This window comes from Corallococcus sp. bb12-1 (assembly GCF_026626765.1).
Lineage (GTDB): Bacteria > Myxococcota > Myxococcia > Myxococcales > Myxococcaceae > Corallococcus > Corallococcus terminator.
This window is the reverse complement of sequence record NZ_JAPNJZ010000028.1, coordinates 294,092-311,844: the sequence shown is the minus strand read 5'-3', so window position 1 is coordinate 311,844 and position 17,753 is coordinate 294,092. Positions and strand designations below refer to the sequence as shown.

Sequence of the window (17,753 nt, the reverse complement as noted above, 5' to 3'; positions counted from 1 at the left end):
TTCAGAGGTCGCGCTGCATGTTCCGGTGGGGGACGCCGACCTCGACATAGGGCTCGCCGTACACCGCGTAGCCCAGCCGTTCGTAGAAGGGGACGACCTGCGCGCGGGCGTGCAGGTGCATGTGACGGAAGCCGCGCTGCCGCAGCTCGTCCTCCAGCGCGCGCACCAGCCGGGCCCCCAGTCCCTTCCCTTGAAGCGAGGGCGCCACCGCCATCTGGAACAGCCGGCCGCCGTGAGCGTCCTCCGGGTGGAAGAGCACGCACCCGGTGACGGTGCCGCCCGCGTGGGCGACGAGGTGGAGGCTTGCGTCCTCGAAGGGGAACTTCACGTCCGCGCGGCTGAAGCCCAGCGGCTCGCGCAGCACCCGGAAGCGCAGCTCCAGCTCCCCGTCATACAGCGGGTGTCCGGGGTGGATGAGTTCGAGCGATGTGTCGTCGGCCATGGCGTGCGAGGCGGTCAGAAGCTGCCGGTGAGCTGGAGGTTGAACGTGCGGCCATACTGGGGCACGGGGCCAGCGGATGCGTCTTCCCCGACGATGAACGCGTAGCGCGAGTCCAGCAGGTTGTTCACGCCGGCGAAGTAGCGCAGCCGTCCGTAGTCGCCGGACACGCCGAAGCCCACGATCAGGGCCTCGCCGCTGTCGGCGCCAGAGAGGCCGTCCACGCGCGAGCTCTGGTACGTGGCCTGGGTGGCGATGCGCATGTCGCCGTTGCCCACGGGCAGCAGGAAGCGCCCGGAGGCCAGGTGCGCGGGCTTGGCCTGCACCACGTCCTGCGAGGCATTGCTCAGCGTCACGTAGGAATAGCTCAGGTCCACCAGCAGCCAGCGGCCCGGCTGCCAGTGCAGTCCGGCCTCCGCGCCCCACGCCAGCGTCTCGCCGGAGCTGTTCGCATACACGAGGCACTGGCTGGGCGCGCCCTCGGGGCCGCAGCCGGGCGTGGGCGCGGACTCGGTGGTGAGCGTGATGAGCTGGGAGATGCGGTTGTGGTAGCCGGCGAGCGTCACGCGCAGCTCCTGGGTCAGGTCGTGCGAGTGCTCCACCTCGAAGGTGGTGATGGTCTCCGGCTCCAACCGTCCCGCGAGGCGCTGGGTGATGAGGTTGTCCTCGTAGAACAGCTCGTAGACGTTGGGGGCGCGGAAGGCGCGACCGATGACGAGCTTGGTGAGGCCCTTGTCATAGGGCCGGCCGATGACGGCCAGTCGGGGCGTGAGCGGCAGCGAATCCAGGTCGGTGTACTTGTCCACGCGGAAGCCCAGCGACAGGTTCAGGCGCGGGTGCAGGCGCCACTCGTCCAGCGCGTACACGGACACGAGCGAGCGCTTGCGCGTCTCCAGGTCTGAGTCCATCGAGGGCCCCACGCTCTTCTGATCCACGCGCAGCTGGTGCTGGCCCTCCACGCCGAAGGTGAGGCGGTTGCTGTCGAACAGGCCCACCAGCAGGCGCGCCTCGGCGGTGAGCCAGTCCGCGGCCCCGGAGTCGGTGTTCGTCTGGTTGGCGTCGCCGCCGTATTGGAAGGCGCCCTGGTAGCGGCTCAGGTCCGCGGCGCCGCGCAGCGACAGGGCGACGCGTTCGGAGAGGACGCGTTCGTACTTCGCCTCGGCGAAGCCGCGCACGTCCTGCACGCGTGTGCCCTTCGCGCCCACCACGGTGCCATAGGGCGCGGTGGGCACATCCTTGGTGCGCCCATGCAACTGGGCGACGAGGGACAGGTTGCCCAGGCGCGCGCGCACTGAACCGGTGCCGGCCTTCTCGCCGTCCAATCCGGTGACGATGGGCCCGGGATTTCCGAGCAGGGTGGTGTCCGCGCCCCGCGACTTCATGCCCGCGAGGCTGAAGAGGACGGAGCGGTCGGGGTCCTCCCACGACGTGGTGGCGTGCACGAGCGTGGAGCCCATCGCGCCCACGGCCCCGGTGATTTCCAGGTGCCGGTCCAGGCCCAGCGACTCGCGGGGCACGACGTTGATGACGCCGAAGAAGGCGCCCGTGCCGTACAGGGCGCTGCCGGGACCGCGCACGACTTCAATGCGCTCCACTTCCTCCAGGTCCACGCTCAGGTCATGCGCGGCATAGCCCTGGCCGGCCCACACGTCATTCATCGCGTGGCCATCCCAGAGGATGAGGATGCGCGTGTTGAGGTCGCCCGGGGGGGAGAAGCCGCGCACGCCCAGGTACGTGTACGTCCGGTCGTCGGTGAGGAAGAAGCCGCGCACGCCAGCCAGGGCCTCCGCGAGGGTGCGCCACCCGAAGGCGCGCAATTCCTCCGGTGTGAGCACGGTGGTGGAGGCGGGCGCTTCGTCCACGGACAAGAGGGTCTTGGAGGCCGCGCGCACCGGGGGCGGTTCGTAGCGCAGGGTGGCGTGGACCTTCACCTCCTTGTCAGGGATGACGGTGACCTTCTGGCGCATGGGGCGCACGTCGCGGCTCTCCACCTCCAGCACGTGTTCGCCCTCCGGGAGGGTGACGACGGTGGGGGTGAAGCCCGCGGGCCGGCCGTCCACGCGCACGGTGGCGCCGTCGTGGTTGGCGGTGACGACGACGCGGCCGGTGGGGCGCGTCTGGGCGCTCAGGGTGACGACGAGCGACAGGGTGCCTTCGGCGGGCACGTCGACGACGTACTGGCCGGGTGCGTGGCCGGGGGCGCGAACGTGGAGCACGCGCTGGCCCGGGGACAGGCGCAGCTTCGCGGGGATGCGGCCCAGGAGGGGGCCGTTGGGGTTGTCGCGCACCTCGGCGCCCTCGGGGGTGCCGGTGATGTCCACGATGCCGGTGATGAGGCCCAGGTCCAGGTCCACGGGCGTCTCGCGACCCTTGGTGACGGTGACGGTGGCTTCGGTGGGGCGGAAGCCGTCCTTGCGCACGAGGACCTTGTGGCGGCCCGGCGTGAGCGCGAGCGTCTGCGGCGAGCGGCCCCGGCTGCCCAGGTCGGTGCGGTCCACGAAGACGTCCGCGCCCCGGGGATTGGTGGTGACGCGCACCAGGGCGACCTTGGGGCGCAGGCGCTCCAGGGAGCGGGTGACCTCGGAGGCGTCCTCGATGGGCAGGTCCTCGCCGAGCAGGTCGTTGTAGTAGCGGTACGCCTCGTTGAACTTGCCCAGCGCCTCGAAGCAGCGCGCGATGTTGAAGAGGACGTTGCGGTTGGGCACCAGCCGGTAGCTGGTGAAGTACGAGCGCAGCGCTTCGGTGTAGTTGCCGTGCGAGTAGGCGTCGTTGCCCAGCTCGAAGGCGATGTCCGCCTCATCCGCCGTGTTGTCCGCCAGGGCGGGACCGGTGGTGAGGAGCAGCAGGGAGAGCAGCCACGGGCCGAGGGAGGACACACGCATGATGACGCCCTGCATTCTCCCTCCGATGACATGTCAGGTCCATGACAGTGGCCGTCGGGGAGTGGATTCGCCTGGCACCGGGTCACCCCCGGCGTGGGTCAGCGTACGAGCGCCGTCGCGAGCCTCCGGGCGGCGGCCTCGAGTTCTTCCGGGGAGCGATGCTCGGTGGGGGCCGCGTCGAAGACGCCCCGACCCCGCAGGTGTGGTGGTGTGTCCGCGAAGCGGGGCACGAGGTGCAGGTGGAAATGCAGGAGCACGTCGCCAATGGCGAAGGCATAGACGTGCTCCGCCCCGAGCACCTCCCTCTGGGCGCGCATCACCCGGGCGGCGAGCGGGCCCAGTTCGCGCGAGGGCGCCTCGTCCAGGTCGTACCAGCCGCGCACATGCTGCTCACTGGTCAACACCACCCAGCCAGGAACGGGACTGGGCGAGGCCACGGCATGGAGGACCCAGCCGGGGGCGCGGGCCAGGACGCCACCGGTAGTGCGGGTGTCCCCCCGCACGATGGCGCAGCCGAGGCAAGGATGATTGAGGTCTGACGTCATGTGTCATCACACCGTGGGCCTGGGTCAAAGTTCCCCCACCTTGACGCCGTGGCCCTGGCTCAGGGAGTGTCCAATTTCCGCCCTTTCTTGACAGCTAGGGCGTGAAAATTCCGTCAAAAATTCAAGGTGGGGACGATGAAGAAGCATTTGCTGATGGCCGTATTGCCGCTGCTTTCTTGGGGGTGCGGCGACGCGACCGACGCGGACAATGATGGTGTCGCGGACGGTATCCGTGATCCCAACAACGTGTCGGTGGTGGTGCCTTCGACGCCGAAGGGGACTGTTTCTGGCCAGGTGCTGGGAACGAACCTTCAGGGGCTTGATGGCGTCACGGTGGCGATGACGATCGGCAGCCAGGCGACGGGCAAGTCGGCGACGACGGATGCCGCTGGCAACTTCGTGATGACGGACGTGCCGGCGGGCGCGCAGGTGCTGCTGACGTTCAGCAAGTCCGGCTATGCGACGCTGCGCGCGACGTCGACGGTGCCGTCGGCGGCGGGCACGGTGCCCATCAACAACGGCAACGCGAGCTTCGGCCCGGTGACGCTGGCGCAGCTGAACAGCAAGCTGGTGTTCAACGTGGTGACGCCGCAGGGCCGTCCGGCCGCGGGCGCGAAGGGCACGCTGGAAGTGGACCGCGCGGGTTCGCTCATCCTGAGCAACTACGACAACACGGCCTCCGTGTTGAGCAAGGTCTACGTCGAGGCCACCGCGGGCGACGACGGCGTGCTGACGTTCAACGGCGTGCCCTCCGGCGCGGAGCTGGCGCGGCTGAACGGCAGCTACAACCTGTGGGTGTCCCCGATGGACGCCAACGGCGACGGCATCCCGGAGACGGGCGGCTTCGTGACGAGCTACTCGGGTGCCTCCATCGTGAGCACCAGCATCACGCGCGTCGTGAACCTGCCGTTCGCGCGGCCCCAGAACGTGCCGCTCGCGGTCGAGGGCAGCAACGTGGGCAGCCTCAAGGCCGCCACGGTCTTTGATCCGCTCAACAACCTGGTCCGCCCGGGCGAGCCCATCTACCTGTACTTCAACCAGCCGGTGCAGCCGGGCTCGTTGCTCGTGCGCCTGACGGACGAGTACGCCAAGGAGTCGCTGTCGGTGACGGCCACCGTGAACGCGGGCGGTTACTCGGCGACCATCAACCCGGGTTCGGGCGTCGTGCAGGAAGGCAAGGAGTACAACCTCTTCGTGCGCGCGGTGTCCGCCGAGGGTGGCACCAACTTCACCCAGACGGGCTTCTTCTTCGGTGGCGATCAGGCCAGCCCCAAGGCCGTGACCATCGCGGAGCTCCGCTACCAGGAACAGTCCCAGGTGGGCACGCTGGCGGCAACGCAGCTCAATCCCACCGAAGTCGTATACGTGAGCTTCAGTGCTCCCCTCAGGCCGCCGCCGGGCACCTCGGTTCAAGTCTTCTTCAAGACGGACATCGACAACGACACCAAGATTGGCTTCAACTCGTTTGGTGAGTTCGGTAACTACACCAACCAGGGTTTCCCGCTGACCCTGAATGAGCCCCTGTTCCCCTACGTGACGCGCACGCCCGCTGAAGTGCCTGTCTTCGGCATCGCGTCGTCCCAGGGCTACAGCACCCGGTACTCCTTCATCTACAGTGGCACTGTCGCGCTCAATCCGTCCCAGACGGAGCTTGTCGTGGCCTTCAGCAAGCTGCCGACGGTGGGGACCAACGAGGCCTACGAGAGCATCTGGGGGCAGCCGGTCAGCACGGACCTGTCGGCCGTCGGGATCGCGACCCAGCCCGCGCAGACCCCGGCTCCGGCTCCCTGATCCGAGCCGCGATGCTCTGAACTGAATGTGCTGAGCCAGTCCCGGTGCCCCTGTGAAGCCAATGCTTCGCAGGGGCACTTGTGTTTGTGGGGAGGCTTGGGGCCGGCGTCGTGGACGGCACAGGGTCCAAGGGTGAGGACATCCGGTCTCATCTTCCAGACGCAGGTGACTGGCTGGCTGCTCTCCTGGGACCTCGGAAGCTACGTCTCCTTGAGCGCCCTTCCCTCTGAGCGTGTGGCTTGAGTCGCTGGAGGGGCGCCAGGGCTTGGCGCTGGAGTCATTCTTGCTATGCAAGTGCTCCATGTCACACCTTCTTCGAAGCTCGCTGCCCCTGCTGGTGCTGTGTCTTACCGGTTGTCTGCAGATTCCCGAACTGGAACCCGGCTCTACCCCGGACGCGGGACCTCAGGACGACAACGCTCCGATTGACATCGAGTGGGTCTCCCCGGCGCCAAACAGCCTGAGCAATGGATTCGTGCCGCTCCACGTCACCCTGACGGGAAGAACACCTGACCTCGTCGAGTTGCTCGTGGATGGTCAGTTCGGCACCTTGCTGGCAAGCCCCTACTCCACACTCTGGAATACAGGGGCGATTTCCGAGGGAACTCATATCCTTTCGGTGCGCGCACACCGATTGGGGCGGACCTTCGTGAGTTCAAGCCGCGTCCTGACCGTGGACAGGACACCGCCGCGAATGCTCACGCAGAGCCCTGCACAGGGAGCATCCGCTGTTTCCGTGAAGCAGGCCATCCAGGCAACCCTTTCTGAGCCATTGGCTTCCTCGACGGTGAGCCCCCAGTCCATCCGATTGCTGGCAAACACCGGGCAATTGGATGCGGATGTACTTCTTTCGGGAGATGGGAAGGCACTCTCGCTGGTTCCCCACGCGCCCCTCCCTGCCAACAGTGCGATACGGGTTTCCATCGGTGATTCAGTGACCGATCTCGCGGGTAACAGCATGGAGGCATCGTTCCGGGAGTGGATCTGGCATGTCCCGGCGTACCTCCTCTTGGGGGAGCCGCTCACTTCCGAGCCCACGAACCCCAATATTGGAAATGTTTCGCTCGGGGTTGGGGCGGATGCGCAACCGATCATTGCTTGGATTGAGGGCTGGGGGGAGCCCTTCAAGGTCCATGTCAAGCGTTGGACAGGTGCTGCGTGGGATTACATTGGAATTCCGTTGGCCGCGAACTCAGCCGTGAACGCCGTGGAATGCACGCTCAATGTGGATGCAGCGGGTGTTCCTACTGTGATGTGGCGCGAATATCTGGAGGGCAATGCCCAGCAGTGGGGAAGCCGCCGTTGGAATGGACACGCCTGGACCCAGTTGGGACCTGCGGTGACTCCCGTCCTACAGAACGCCCGCATCGGCGGCTGGCAGTTCGCTCAGGGGACTGCGGGGTACGCCACGATCGCAATCGATGAATCGAACGAAGCCCAACATCAACTCACCATCCGGCAGTGGAACGGAAGTGCTTGGCTCGCGGTGGGGGGGGGCATCAGCTTGCGAAAGGGCTCCACCATCAACTTCCTCCGCATGGAAGTCGATGCACAGGGACATCCATTCTTGACATGGTTGGAGAGTGGGGAGGGTGATGCCGCTGACATCCGCTCCGCCATGCGTTGGACCGGGACTGTATGGCAGTCAATCTCTGCCACGCTGAAGGAGGCTCCTACCGCACTTGCTTTAGATGCTTCCGGAACCCCCTATGTGGGGGCGCTGGAGATCGTTTCAGGCCAGCTCCGGGTCTTCGTCAAGAGATGGAATGGGAGTGCCTGGGTTAATCTGGGCGACGCGTTTGAGTCTGTCGCGGGTTCCATGCTCCGCTATGTCAGCGCCATTCGGTTTGACGCATCGGGACGACCTACCGTGGCGCTGTACGCCCAGCGGGCGACGTCCCCTGGACCGACCGCAGTGGCTCAGGTGCTGAGATGGAACGGAGCGCAATGGGAAGCGGTCGTTGGGATGCTGGACGCGACACCTGGGCTCATTGCCAGTAACCCAGCTCTACTCGGCATCACGTCTGCGGGCGACCCCTTCATGGCTTGGGTTGAAGGTCCCCCTGAAGCGTTCTCTCCCGGCTCACGGATCTACGTCTACCGACCCAATGACTGAGGCTCCTGTACGGAGACTGGAGAGTCCACGTGGAGTACCAATCCCCTGTATCTCCAGAAACCTACGTTGTTGCTCATCACTTTCCGATCGCTCTCGGCTCCGATCGCGCCCAACCGATGAACAGGCGAAACATTTCTTTCTGGGCGGTAGCGAAATGAAAAACCTTCGTATCCTGTTGTTGGCCGTTTTGATGACGCACCCCGCGTGCATCCAGATCCCCGAAATCGAAGAGCCACAGGTGCCGCCGAAGCCGCAGCCGTGCCCAGGTGAGGATGCGAGCAACCCAGTGGCCTTCTTCATCGACTGGGAGTTGCCCATGGAGGGGGCACAGGTAGGCGCCACGGTGAGGATCCAACCCAGGTTTACGGCCGCTTTGCCGGAGTCCGTGGAGTTGCTCGTGGACGGCAAGAGTGTCGCCACGCTTGTGCCCCCGTTCGTTCTGGACTGGGAGACGCTGGCTGTTTCGGAGGGCCCCCATCGGCTCTCCATGATAGCTCGCCGGTGTGATGAGTACGCTTTGAGTCCGCCGCGTGAAATCACGGTGGATAGAATAGGTCCGACGTTGATTGCCCAGACTCCTGCGGATGGGTCGCAGTGGGTGTCAGTGCATCAGGTCATTCAAGCGGAGCTGTCCGAACCGGTACTGGCCAACAGCGTGAACAGCCAAACAGTCCGGCTGTTGTCGGGTGAGACCGAGATTCAGGTGGATGTCTCACTGTCTCAAACCGGCAAGGTCTTGACGCTTCGACCCAGCGCGCCGCTGCCCGTGAATGGCTTGATGCGCGTGGTCATTGATTCAGCAATAACAGATGCCGCAGGGAATCCCCTGGCATTGCCTGCCGAAGGTTGGTCCTGGCGCGTCCCGGCCGTTCTTCCCCTGGGGACTCCACGAGCCGCGCATCCCACGCACTCCGACGTCGAAGCCTTCTCCCTTCAACTCGACAGTGCAGGCAATCCACTTGTGGCCTGGGTGGAGGCAGACGCGACTGGAGTCCATGTCGAGCGCTGGAATGGTGCCATCTGGCAAGCGCTGGGGAATCCCCTCAAAGGGGCGGCCGGCGACCCCAATGCAACGGACTGCGTGTTGCAACTGGATTCAGCGGCTATTCCGCTGGTTACCTGGATTCAGCCCAAGGCCGATGGAAGTCGTGAGGTCCAGGTCCGGCTCTGGGATGGAAGCGCCTGGATGCCGTGGGGGCCGACCATTGCTCCTCTGTTGGCTCAATCAAGCCTGAGTGAGTTGCAGATGCGAATCTGGGGAACGACTCCTGTGGTGGCCTTCAAGGAGTTGAACGCGTCCACGGTCCGGGCCACCGTGATGCGTCTGGATGCTGGAGAATGGAAGTCGCAGGGTGGATTTGATTACCCGTCGGACAAGAGGCTTGTTTCGATGCAAATGGAGCTGAATCGATGGGGTGACCAGTTCCTGATTTGGAACGAGCGAGCGGTTGCTCCGGGATGGACGACGCACGTGGGGAAATGGCAGGGCGTCGGACGCCAATCGAGTTACCCCTATCCTTCCATCGGAGTGGCCTCGCCAATCCTGGCGTCGACGCTCTTGGGTGACACCAATGTCGTGGTGGCCAATCCGGTCTCTGAGGGAGATGCACAATCGGTCCGGGTTCAGCAGTGGACGGCGCAGGGGGAGTGGGCCGATATCGGACCGTCACTCAGCAGCATCCCCGGAAAGACCAACGCGTCCGCCTCGGCCCTCAAGTTCGACCCACAGGGCCGGCTGGTCGTGCTCATCGAAGAGCCCGAAACCGAAATCCAGCCCTCAGTGCGGAGCCTGTTCGTCCAGCGGTGGGAAACGGACCACTGGGCACCGGTGGGCGGCGCCCTGAGCGCCAATCCCGGAGCCACGTCGGTGCTCGACTCGCAGCTCGCCGTGGACAAGGACGGGCGCATCTTCCTCGCGTGGACCGAGGTCGATGAGCAGGACCCCACCCAGTCCCGGCTCCACGTCTACCGCCCCAACGACTGACCCCCGTCCCTGGCCCGGGGGCTCCATCTGGAGCCCCTCGCCCCATTGCCTCCGCGCACCTACACTGTCACCCACCGCCCCCTTGTTTCGCACCGGACTCCGGGCCCACCCTTCCGTCCCGTCCAGGGAAATCTTGCGAGAACGGGCACTTTTTCGAGGGCGTGTTTACATTCGTCGCGCCCCTCCCCTGCATGCGAGGCCTCTGCTCCATGAAGAACGCGGTCATGACATCCCCGGAGGGCGAGCCGACCTCGAGTGGTGGGCCGGCTCCCGTGAACGCCAAGAAGCGTGTCCTCGTCGTGGACGACTTCGACGATGCCCGCGAGATGTACGCGGAGTACCTGGAATTCTGCGGGTTTGAGGTCGACACCGCCCGCAACGGCCTGGAGGCCGTGGAGAAGGCCCAGGAGGGGGAGCCGGACATCATCCTCATGGACCTGTCCCTGCCCGTCATGGATGGCTGGGAAGCGACGCGGCGCATCAAACAGGACACGCGCACCCGCAACATCCCGGTGATGGCCCTCACCGGCCATGTGCTCGCCGGCAACGCCGAACACGCCCTCTCCGTGGGCGCGGACGAGTTCGTCGCCAAGCCCTGCCTGCCCCAGGACCTGGAGAACAAGATCCGCAACATGCTCAAACCCAGCAAGGCGAAACCCCGCTCGGGTCAGGAGTGACCCGAGCCCGGTCCCCGGAGTTTCCACTGTCTGACACCGGGGTGCGGTCTCCTGCTCCTGCCCCTCCTCCCGCAAGCCCCCGGGTTGACCCCCGGGCGCGGGATGCGTAGGCAACCCCGGTGGGCTCTCCCGCCTCGTCCTCTCCCTCCGACGCGTGGACTCCTCCCGAGGAGTTCGACGAGTACCGCATCGTGCGGCCGCTCGGACGGGGACGCACGGGCCGGGTGTACCTGGCGCACGACACGCTCCTGGAGCGCCCCGTCGCGGTGAAGTTCATCCCGTCGCTGGGCTCCAACGCGCTGGCGCGCTTCCTGGTGGAAGCCCGTGCCGCCGCCCGCATCCAGCACCCCAACGTCGTCACCCTGTACCGGGTGGGGCAACTGGAGGACCAGCCGTACCTCATCTCCGAGTTCATCCGGGGCGTCAGCCTGGACCGGCTTGCCCGGCCCGTGTCCTGGGAGCGCGCGCTCGGCATCGGGCGGGACCTGGCCCGGGGGCTGGGGGCCGCCCACCGCCGGGGCGTGCTCCACCGCGACATCAAGCCCGGCAACGCCGTCCTCACCGAGAGCGGCGAGGTGAAGCTGCTCGACTTCGGGCTCGCCAAGCTGCTCGACCGCGCCGAGAGCAGCGAGCCCGTCGCCCCGCGCGCGCCCCTGCCTCCGCCGGAGCTGCCAGCGGACTGGGACCCCGAGGCCAGCCCCGCCCTGGGCGCCCGGTCGCTGGATGGTGTCTTCCTGCCGTCCCTGCCGCGCGGCGCGCTGGTGGGTACGCCCTACTACATGTCCCCGGAGGCCTGGGCCGGCGAGGAGCTCACCGCGCGCAGCGACGTGTACTCGCTGGGCGTCGTGCTCTACGAGCTGTGCGCGGGCCGGGGCCCCTTCCGTGACGTGCCCTGGCGCGAGCTGTCCGAGGCCGTGCGCACCCGCGATGTCCGGCCCCTGCTCGAAGTCGCCTCGTCAGTGGACCCAGGCTTCGCGGCCGCCATCGACAAGTGCCTGCGGCGAGACCCGGCGGAGCGCCACGCCTCCGCCGCGCAGCTGCTCGACGCGCTGGAGGCGCTGACCCGCGAGGATGTGCCCGTCGTCGTCCCGGAGGGCAATCCCTACCGCGGACTCCAGGCCTTCGAGGCCGAACACCGCTCGCTCTTCTTCGGCCGCCGCCGCGAACAGCGCGCCGTGCTGGAGCGGCTCAAGGCGGAGGCCTTCCTGTTGATGACGGGGGACTCCGGCGTCGGCAAGTCGTCGCTGTGCCTCGCGGGCATCCTCCCCGCCGTGTGCGACGGCGCACTGGAGGACGGCCGGCGCTGGCGCACCGCGCGGCTCGTGCCCGGACGCAGGCCCGTCTCCGCGCTCGCCGTGGCGCTCGCCCCGGTGCTGGAGGTGGAGGAGGAGCCACTCGCGGAGACGCTGCGTCAGGACCCCACGTCGCTCGGCCGCAGGCTCCGCGCGAAGCTGGGCACCGTGGGCGGCCTCCTGCTCTACATGGACCAGTTGGAGGAGCTGGTGACGCTGTCCCCTCCGGAGGAGGCGGCGCTCGCGGGCGCCGCGCTGGGCTCGCTCACCGAAGCGGCCGGCGGACTGCGCCTGTTGGCCACCGGCCGCAGCGACTTCCTCACCCGCCTCACCGGCGTGCCCGGCCTGGGCCCGGAGGTGCCGCACGCGCTGTACCTGCTGCGCGCGCTCACCTCCGAGGAGACGCGCGAGGCCATCGTCGGCCCCGCGCGCGTCAAGGGCGTGCGCTTCGAATCCGAGGCCGTGGTGGATGCGCTCGTCGCCTCCACGACCGCCTCCGACGGCGGCCTGCCCCTGCTCCAGTTCGCGCTGGCGGAGCTGTGGGACGCGCGCGATGAGTCCCGGGGCGTGATGACCCAGGCCGCGCTGGATTCGCTGGGCGGAGTGTCCGGCGCGCTCGCTCGGCATGCGGACGCCGCCGTGGCCCGGCTGCTGCCGGATCAGCGCTCGGCCGCGCGCGGGGTGATGCTGCGCCTGGTGACCGCGGACGGCACCCGCGCGCGCAAGACGGACCGCGAGCTCGTGGGCGACGACCCGCGCTACCGCGCCGCGCTGGAGGCCCTGGTGCGCGCGCGCCTGCTGGTCGCCCGCGAAGGGGAGGGCGGCACCGCTTACGAGCTGGCCCACGAGGCGCTCCTCACCGGGTGGACCACGCTGGCCCGCTGGCTGGTGGAGGCCGGCGAGCGCCGCGAGGTGCAGGCCCGGCTGGAGGCCGCCGCCGCGCAGTGGGAGCGCCTGGGCCACGCGCGTGAATCACTCTGGGGGCCCCGGCAGCTCGCGGAGACCGGGGTGCTGGAGTCTTCCGAACTCACCCGGCGAGAACAGTCCTTCCTCGACACCTCGCGCCGCACCGGCGTGCGCAGCCGGCGCCTGAAACAGGGGCTGGTGCTGGGCTTCCTCGTGTCGCTGGCCCTGGTGTACGCGGGCCTGCAGTGGCGCGAGCGCCGCATCCTCGATGCGCGCGTGCGCACCGAGCTGGGCGCGGCCACCGCGGAGCTGGACTCCGTGCGGACCGAACGCGACGCGCTCCAGGCCGAGCGCACCGAGGCCTTCCACCTCTATGACACCGGTCACAAGGCGGACGGCGACCGGAGCTGGCTGAAGGCGACCGGGCACGCCGCGCAGTTGTCCCACCACTTCGACGGCGTGGCGGACCGGCTGGAGCGCGCGCTGGCCCTGGCCCCCGGCCGCACCGATGTGCGCGACGCGCTGGCGGACTTCCTCTACGAGCGCGCCCTGTGGGCCGAAAGCGAGCGGGAGCCAGTGCTGCCCGCGCTGCTCCAGCGCATGCGCCTCTACGACGCCGACGGCACCCGCTGGCTGCGCTGGAACGCGCCCGCGCACCTGTCCGTGAACGCGGAGGTGCCCGGTGCCTCCGTGGAGCTGCGCCCCCTGTCGCGCGAGCCCGGAGGCCCGGAGGTCGCGGGCGAGCCCGTGTCTTCCGGCGCGACACCCGGTTCGGACGTGGCCCTTGCTCCTGGTCCCTACCGGCTCACCGTGCGCGCGCCGGGCCACGAGGACGCGGTGCAGCCGCTGCTCCTCCAGCGCGGCGAGTCGCGTCGCGCCGTCCTGCCGCTGCCCCGCTTGGGGCAGCTCCCCGCGGGCTTCGCCTACGTGCCCCCCGGCGAGGTGCGCTTCGGCAGCGCCGCCGAGGCCAGCGTGCGCGACTTCTTCAACGCCGTCCCCATGCACCCCGTCACGGTGCCGGGCTTCCTCATCGCCCGCCATGAGACGACGTTCGCGGACTGGGTCGCGTACCTGGAGGCCCTGCCCGCCCAGGAGCGCGCCCAGCGCCAGCCCCGCGTGGGCACTGGCGGCTATGCCGGGGTGCTCGCGCTGGAGCCGGACGCCAGCGGCTGGAGACTGCGCTTCCAGCCCGGCGGCGTGCTCTACACGGCGAAGAGCGGCGAGCCCCTGCGCTACGCCCGACGCACGCTGCGCACGGAGCAGGATTGGCGCCAGTTCCCGGTGAGCGGCATCTCCTTCTCCGACGCGGAGGCCTACGTGGCCTGGCTGTCTTCGTCCGGTCGGGTGCCCGGCGCGCGGCTGTGCTCGGAACTGGAGTGGGAACGCGCCGCGCGCGGCGTGGACGGCCGCGAGTACCCCCACGGCAACCGGCTGGGCCCGGATGAGGCCAACGTGGACACCACCTACGGCAAGGACCCGGGCGGCTTCGGCCCGGACGTCGTGGGCAGCCACCCCGCGTCCCGCAGCCCCTTCGGCGCGGACGACATGGCGGGCAACGTGTGGGAGTGGACGCGCTCGTGGCTGGAGCCCGGTCGCCCGGTGGCGCGCGGTGGCAGCTATTCGTTCGCCGTGACATCCGCGCGCTCCACCAACCGCGAGCTGCCGGATGCCTCCATGCGCGATGTCGCGGTGGGCCTGCGCGTGTGCGCGGACCTGCCTCCGTCCGCGGACGCAGGGCACTGAGCACCACCGGACGATAGAACCCCTCAAGAAGCCCGGGCTTTGCCCCCCGGTCGCTTCCGAGTGGAAGCCACCCAACGCTGCAAGTGCCCACCAGGGCCAGCCGCGGTTGCCGCTTCCTCCCACCGGACGGACCTTGTCACCTGAAGCACGGTGCGGGGTCGGGGTCGGGGCAGGGAAGGGGCATCCAGATGATGACGTTGCAGCGAGTGGTCGCGGCATGTCTTGCCGTCGTGGCGGTGGGCTGTGGCACGGAATCCTCGGAGTTCGAGGCGCCGTCCCTGCGGACGCAGATGGCGGAGGTCGTGTCCCCCAACGGGCGCAACCTCAACGGCCGCAACCTGAATGGACGCAACCTCAACAACGCCGAACTGGGCGGCATGCTGGTGTCCGTGGCCTACACGGGCGCGCTCTCCTCCAGCGGCAAGGCGCTGAGCAATGTCCGGCTGGAAGGCTCGGCCTTCGTCGGACTCGACGGCGCCAACCCCGTCACGGGCATGGGCTTCAACGGCGCGCGCTTCGTCGGCAAGCTGGGCGACGGTTCCACCCTGCCCCTGCGCGTCGACACCATCACCCAGGGCAGCGGCGTGGACAGCGACCTGTGGTCCTACCGAGTCTCCTACCAGGGCACCGACGGCGCCTGGCGCGCGGTGTGCCAGGACTCGAGCGGCGCGGCGGTCTCCGCCATCGCCGTGGCCGGTCGCTGGGACTACCGCCAGGGCGTCACCGGCGGCGGCGAGAAGATCAACGACACCGCGGCCTTCACCTTCGCCTGCGAGGGCGCCGCCATCGCGAAGTGCATGCACTTTGGCTACAAGCCCTGGGCCACCGCCTCCAACGGCCAGAGCCTCGCGGGCCACCACCAGGCCTGCACCCGCATGGTGCGCGCGGACTTCTGCGGCGACGGCGAGTCGCACACCACCGATGGCCAGTGGGTCAATCTCTACGATGCCGCAGGCGTCCAGGGTGACACCGAGTCCTGGAGCACGGAGGCCGAGTGGAACGAGGGCGGCGCCCGCTGCTTCACCAGTCAGACGCGCGCCCAGGCCCCCGTGACGTGCGCGAACGTCACCGCCATCGCGAACTGCGGTGACACCGCCCACTTCCAGTCCGGCACCCGCATCATCAGCGAGACGCCGTACGGCACCACCGGGTTGTAGCCTCCCAGGCTACGGCAAACCCTCACTTGTAACGGGATAGGTTACAAAGTCCGCAAGTCGATAATTGTCAGTGTTTCATGATATAGGAAACGCCTGATTCATCTCCGGTTCCCAGAGGGCCGGAGGTGGGGTGGGCGCGCTGCTTTCACAGGGAAACGGGACCGGGGCTTGAGGCCTTCCGGAGCCCGTCGGGCGTGGCGGTGAGGGTGCCCCCATCGGATGCCTGCCGTCGCGGTTTCCCGTCGTGGAAGGAGCACCCATGAAGCCTGTCGTGTCTTCGCTGTGGAAGCATTCCCGGAGTGTGCGGTGGCGCCTGCCGTTCGCGCTGCTGGCGTCGTCCCTGGCGGTGGGCTGTGGTCAGCCCGCGCCCGAGGGTTCGGAGCCCGGCGCGCCCGTGGCGGAGCCGTCCGCTCAGGACGCCGTGTTGGAGGAGACGCTGGGGTCGGTGACCCAGGCGTTGGAAGAGGAGCTGGCGCGCCCCGTGGTCGAGTCCCTGGTGGCCATCCCCCAGGGGGCGACCAGCAAGGCCACGGCGTCCTTGTTCGAGCTGAAGCTGGATGCGAAGCGGTCGGAGAACGAGCAGTTCCGCGGCCAGACGCTGACGATGGCGGAGGGCTCCCAGCAACTGCTCTTCCGCGACGACGGCCAGAATGGCGACGCGGTGGCGGGCGACCTGCTCTTCACGGCTTCCGGCACGTTCGACTTCGTGGCGCTCCAGGCGGAGCAGCAGCGCATCGCCCAGGCGCAGTCCGAGTCGCAGGAGCCGCTGACGACGGCGGTGTTCGAGAACCGCGCGCTCGTGCGCACCGTCCCGGTGACGGCGATGTCCACCGTGTTCCAGGTGGGCCAGCGCGTTCCCATCCGGCCCATCGGCCTGGCGTCGCTGGTGGACCCGGCGCGCTCGCTCATCATCCGCGCCCCTGGCGTCATCAATGATCCGACGCGCACGTGGGACCCCTGCACCAACGTGGGGAATCCCACGGGCAAGTGGACCTTCAACTACCTGATGACGGAGATGGCCAACCAGCCGTTCACCGGCGTGGCCCCCACCACCTTCGTGCGCGAGTGGGTCCGTCAGTGGGAAGCGCCCCGCACCATCAACTCCTTCGTCAGCCCTCCGCGCACCAACATCGTGCCGAAGCTCGTCACCCCCTGGCCGAAGCTGGGCACCGGTGAGCTGAACCTGGCGAAGTCGCCCTTCAAGCTCATCGCCATCGTCAACCGGCTGGACCTCGCGGGCAGCAACCCCGCCTACGGCTCCGGCAGCGCGGGCGAGGGCCGCTTCATCTTCGCCGCCACCGAGGGCACGGGCACCGCCTGCCACACGACGCCCTTCCTGGTCATCCTGGAGTACGGGGTGGACAAGACGGGCTGCGCTTCCATCAAGGCGTACGCGCAGCAGTGGCAGGCCCTGTCGGGGCTGGTGCTGGGCAGCGCTTCGTACAACGCCGCGCTGGAGGCCCTCACGGAGCAGTTCGCCAAGCGCGACCTGTCGCCGCGCAAGCCCAACCGCAGCTCCATCAACCAGGTGCGCACCAACGAGAACTGGCTCCTCAACCCCTGGGAGCTGCGTGAGTTCCGCCTGTGGAACACGACGGTGAACCCGAACTCGTTCGCGACCCCGGGTCCCGTGCTGGGTCTGCTCAACAGCCACACCGTGGCCCAGACGCCGGACCGCGCCACGAAGACCACCGTGTTCCCGTCCTACGTGAACGCCAACGCGGCCGCCATCGTGGCCGGCACGTACACCGTCCCGCTCGTGGTGGGCGCCACGCCGTTCCGCGGCGGCCGCTCCATCGTTCCGTCGCCCTTCGCCACGCCGCCGTTCTGGAGCCTGCCCGCCGCGAGCATCCCCAACCGTCAGGCCCGGCACGTGTTCTCGCTCAACACCTGTGACGGCTGCCACGGCGACGAGCTGGGCATCTCCTTCACCCACGTGAACTGGAACGGCGCGCTGTCGCCCTTCCTGAGCGGCCCGATGGTCGTCCCGGACCGCGCGGATGGCGCCCCCGTCCGGACCTTCAATGAAGTGCTGGCCCGCCAGACCTTCCTTGACCAGACGGCCAACCAGAGCTGCCTGACCGCGGCGTTCACGGCGACCAGCGCGTCGGTCCACTAGAGACCCCCTGGTTGCCTGCCCCTCGTGCGTGAGGGGTTCGACGTCATGCGCGGCCTTCGTCCCGGTTCACGGGGGCGGAGGCCGTTGACGTTTCCGGGCTCC

Annotated in this window: 10 protein-coding genes; 7 read left to right on the top strand and 3 right to left on the bottom strand. The window is 68.3% G+C overall.

Annotation, left to right across the window (positions count from 1 at the left end; genetic code table 11):
• Position 1: 1 nt before the first annotated feature.
• The 3 genes from OV208_RS35130 to OV208_RS35120 all read right to left on the bottom strand — a co-directional run bounded on the left by OV208_RS35130 (position 2) and on the right by OV208_RS35120 (position 3,866).
• On the bottom strand, positions 2–442 hold the full coding sequence (locus OV208_RS35130; RefSeq protein ID WP_267578295.1) for a GNAT family N-acetyltransferase: 441 nt from the start codon (positions 440–442) through the stop codon (positions 2–4).
• Between the two features lie 14 nt (positions 443–456).
• Positions 457–3,321 (bottom strand): TonB-dependent receptor domain-containing protein, encoded by a 2,865-nt coding sequence (locus OV208_RS35125; protein WP_267578294.1) that lies wholly within the window; start codon positions 3,319–3,321, stop codon positions 457–459.
• A gap of 98 nt (positions 3,322–3,419) precedes the next feature.
• Positions 3,420–3,866, bottom strand: coding sequence for an HIT family protein (locus OV208_RS35120; RefSeq protein WP_267578293.1), 447 nt, complete (start codon positions 3,864–3,866; stop codon positions 3,420–3,422).
• Between the two features lie 135 nt (positions 3,867–4,001).
• Here OV208_RS35120 and OV208_RS35115 point away from each other — a divergent pair, with 135 nt between their 5' ends.
• From OV208_RS35115 to OV208_RS35085, 7 genes are all read left to right on the top strand, one after another.
• The gene (locus tag OV208_RS35115) at positions 4,002–5,657 is read left to right on the top strand and encodes a carboxypeptidase-like regulatory domain-containing protein (protein WP_267578292.1); all 1,656 of its coding nucleotides are present in this window, start codon (positions 4,002–4,004) and stop codon (positions 5,655–5,657) included.
• A gap of 301 nt (positions 5,658–5,958) precedes the next feature.
• Complete coding sequence (locus OV208_RS35110; protein WP_267578291.1) at positions 5,959–7,773, top strand: Ig-like domain-containing protein; 1,815 nt, start codon at positions 5,959–5,961, stop codon at positions 7,771–7,773.
• A gap of 154 nt (positions 7,774–7,927) precedes the next feature.
• Complete coding sequence (locus OV208_RS35105) at positions 7,928–9,757, top strand: Ig-like domain-containing protein (protein ID WP_267578290.1); 1,830 nt, start codon at positions 7,928–7,930, stop codon at positions 9,755–9,757.
• A gap of 224 nt (positions 9,758–9,981) precedes the next feature.
• Positions 9,982–10,434, top strand: coding sequence for a response regulator (locus OV208_RS35100; protein WP_267578529.1), 453 nt, complete (start codon positions 9,982–9,984; stop codon positions 10,432–10,434).
• 119 nt (positions 10,435–10,553) lie between these two features.
• Positions 10,554–14,375, top strand: a complete 3,822-nt coding sequence (locus OV208_RS35095; protein WP_267578289.1) for a bifunctional serine/threonine-protein kinase/formylglycine-generating enzyme family protein — start codon at positions 10,554–10,556, stop codon at positions 14,373–14,375.
• A 188-nt stretch (positions 14,376–14,563) separates the two neighbouring features.
• Positions 14,564–15,532 carry an ADYC domain-containing protein gene (locus tag OV208_RS35090; protein ID WP_267578288.1) on the top strand — a complete coding sequence of 323 codons (969 nt, stop codon included), beginning with the start codon at positions 14,564–14,566 and terminating at the stop codon, positions 15,530–15,532.
• Positions 15,533–15,791: 259 nt separating this feature from the next.
• Positions 15,792–17,651, top strand: coding sequence for a hypothetical protein (locus OV208_RS35085; RefSeq protein ID WP_267578287.1), 1,860 nt, complete (start codon positions 15,792–15,794; stop codon positions 17,649–17,651).
• Positions 17,652–17,753 lie beyond the last annotated feature (102 nt).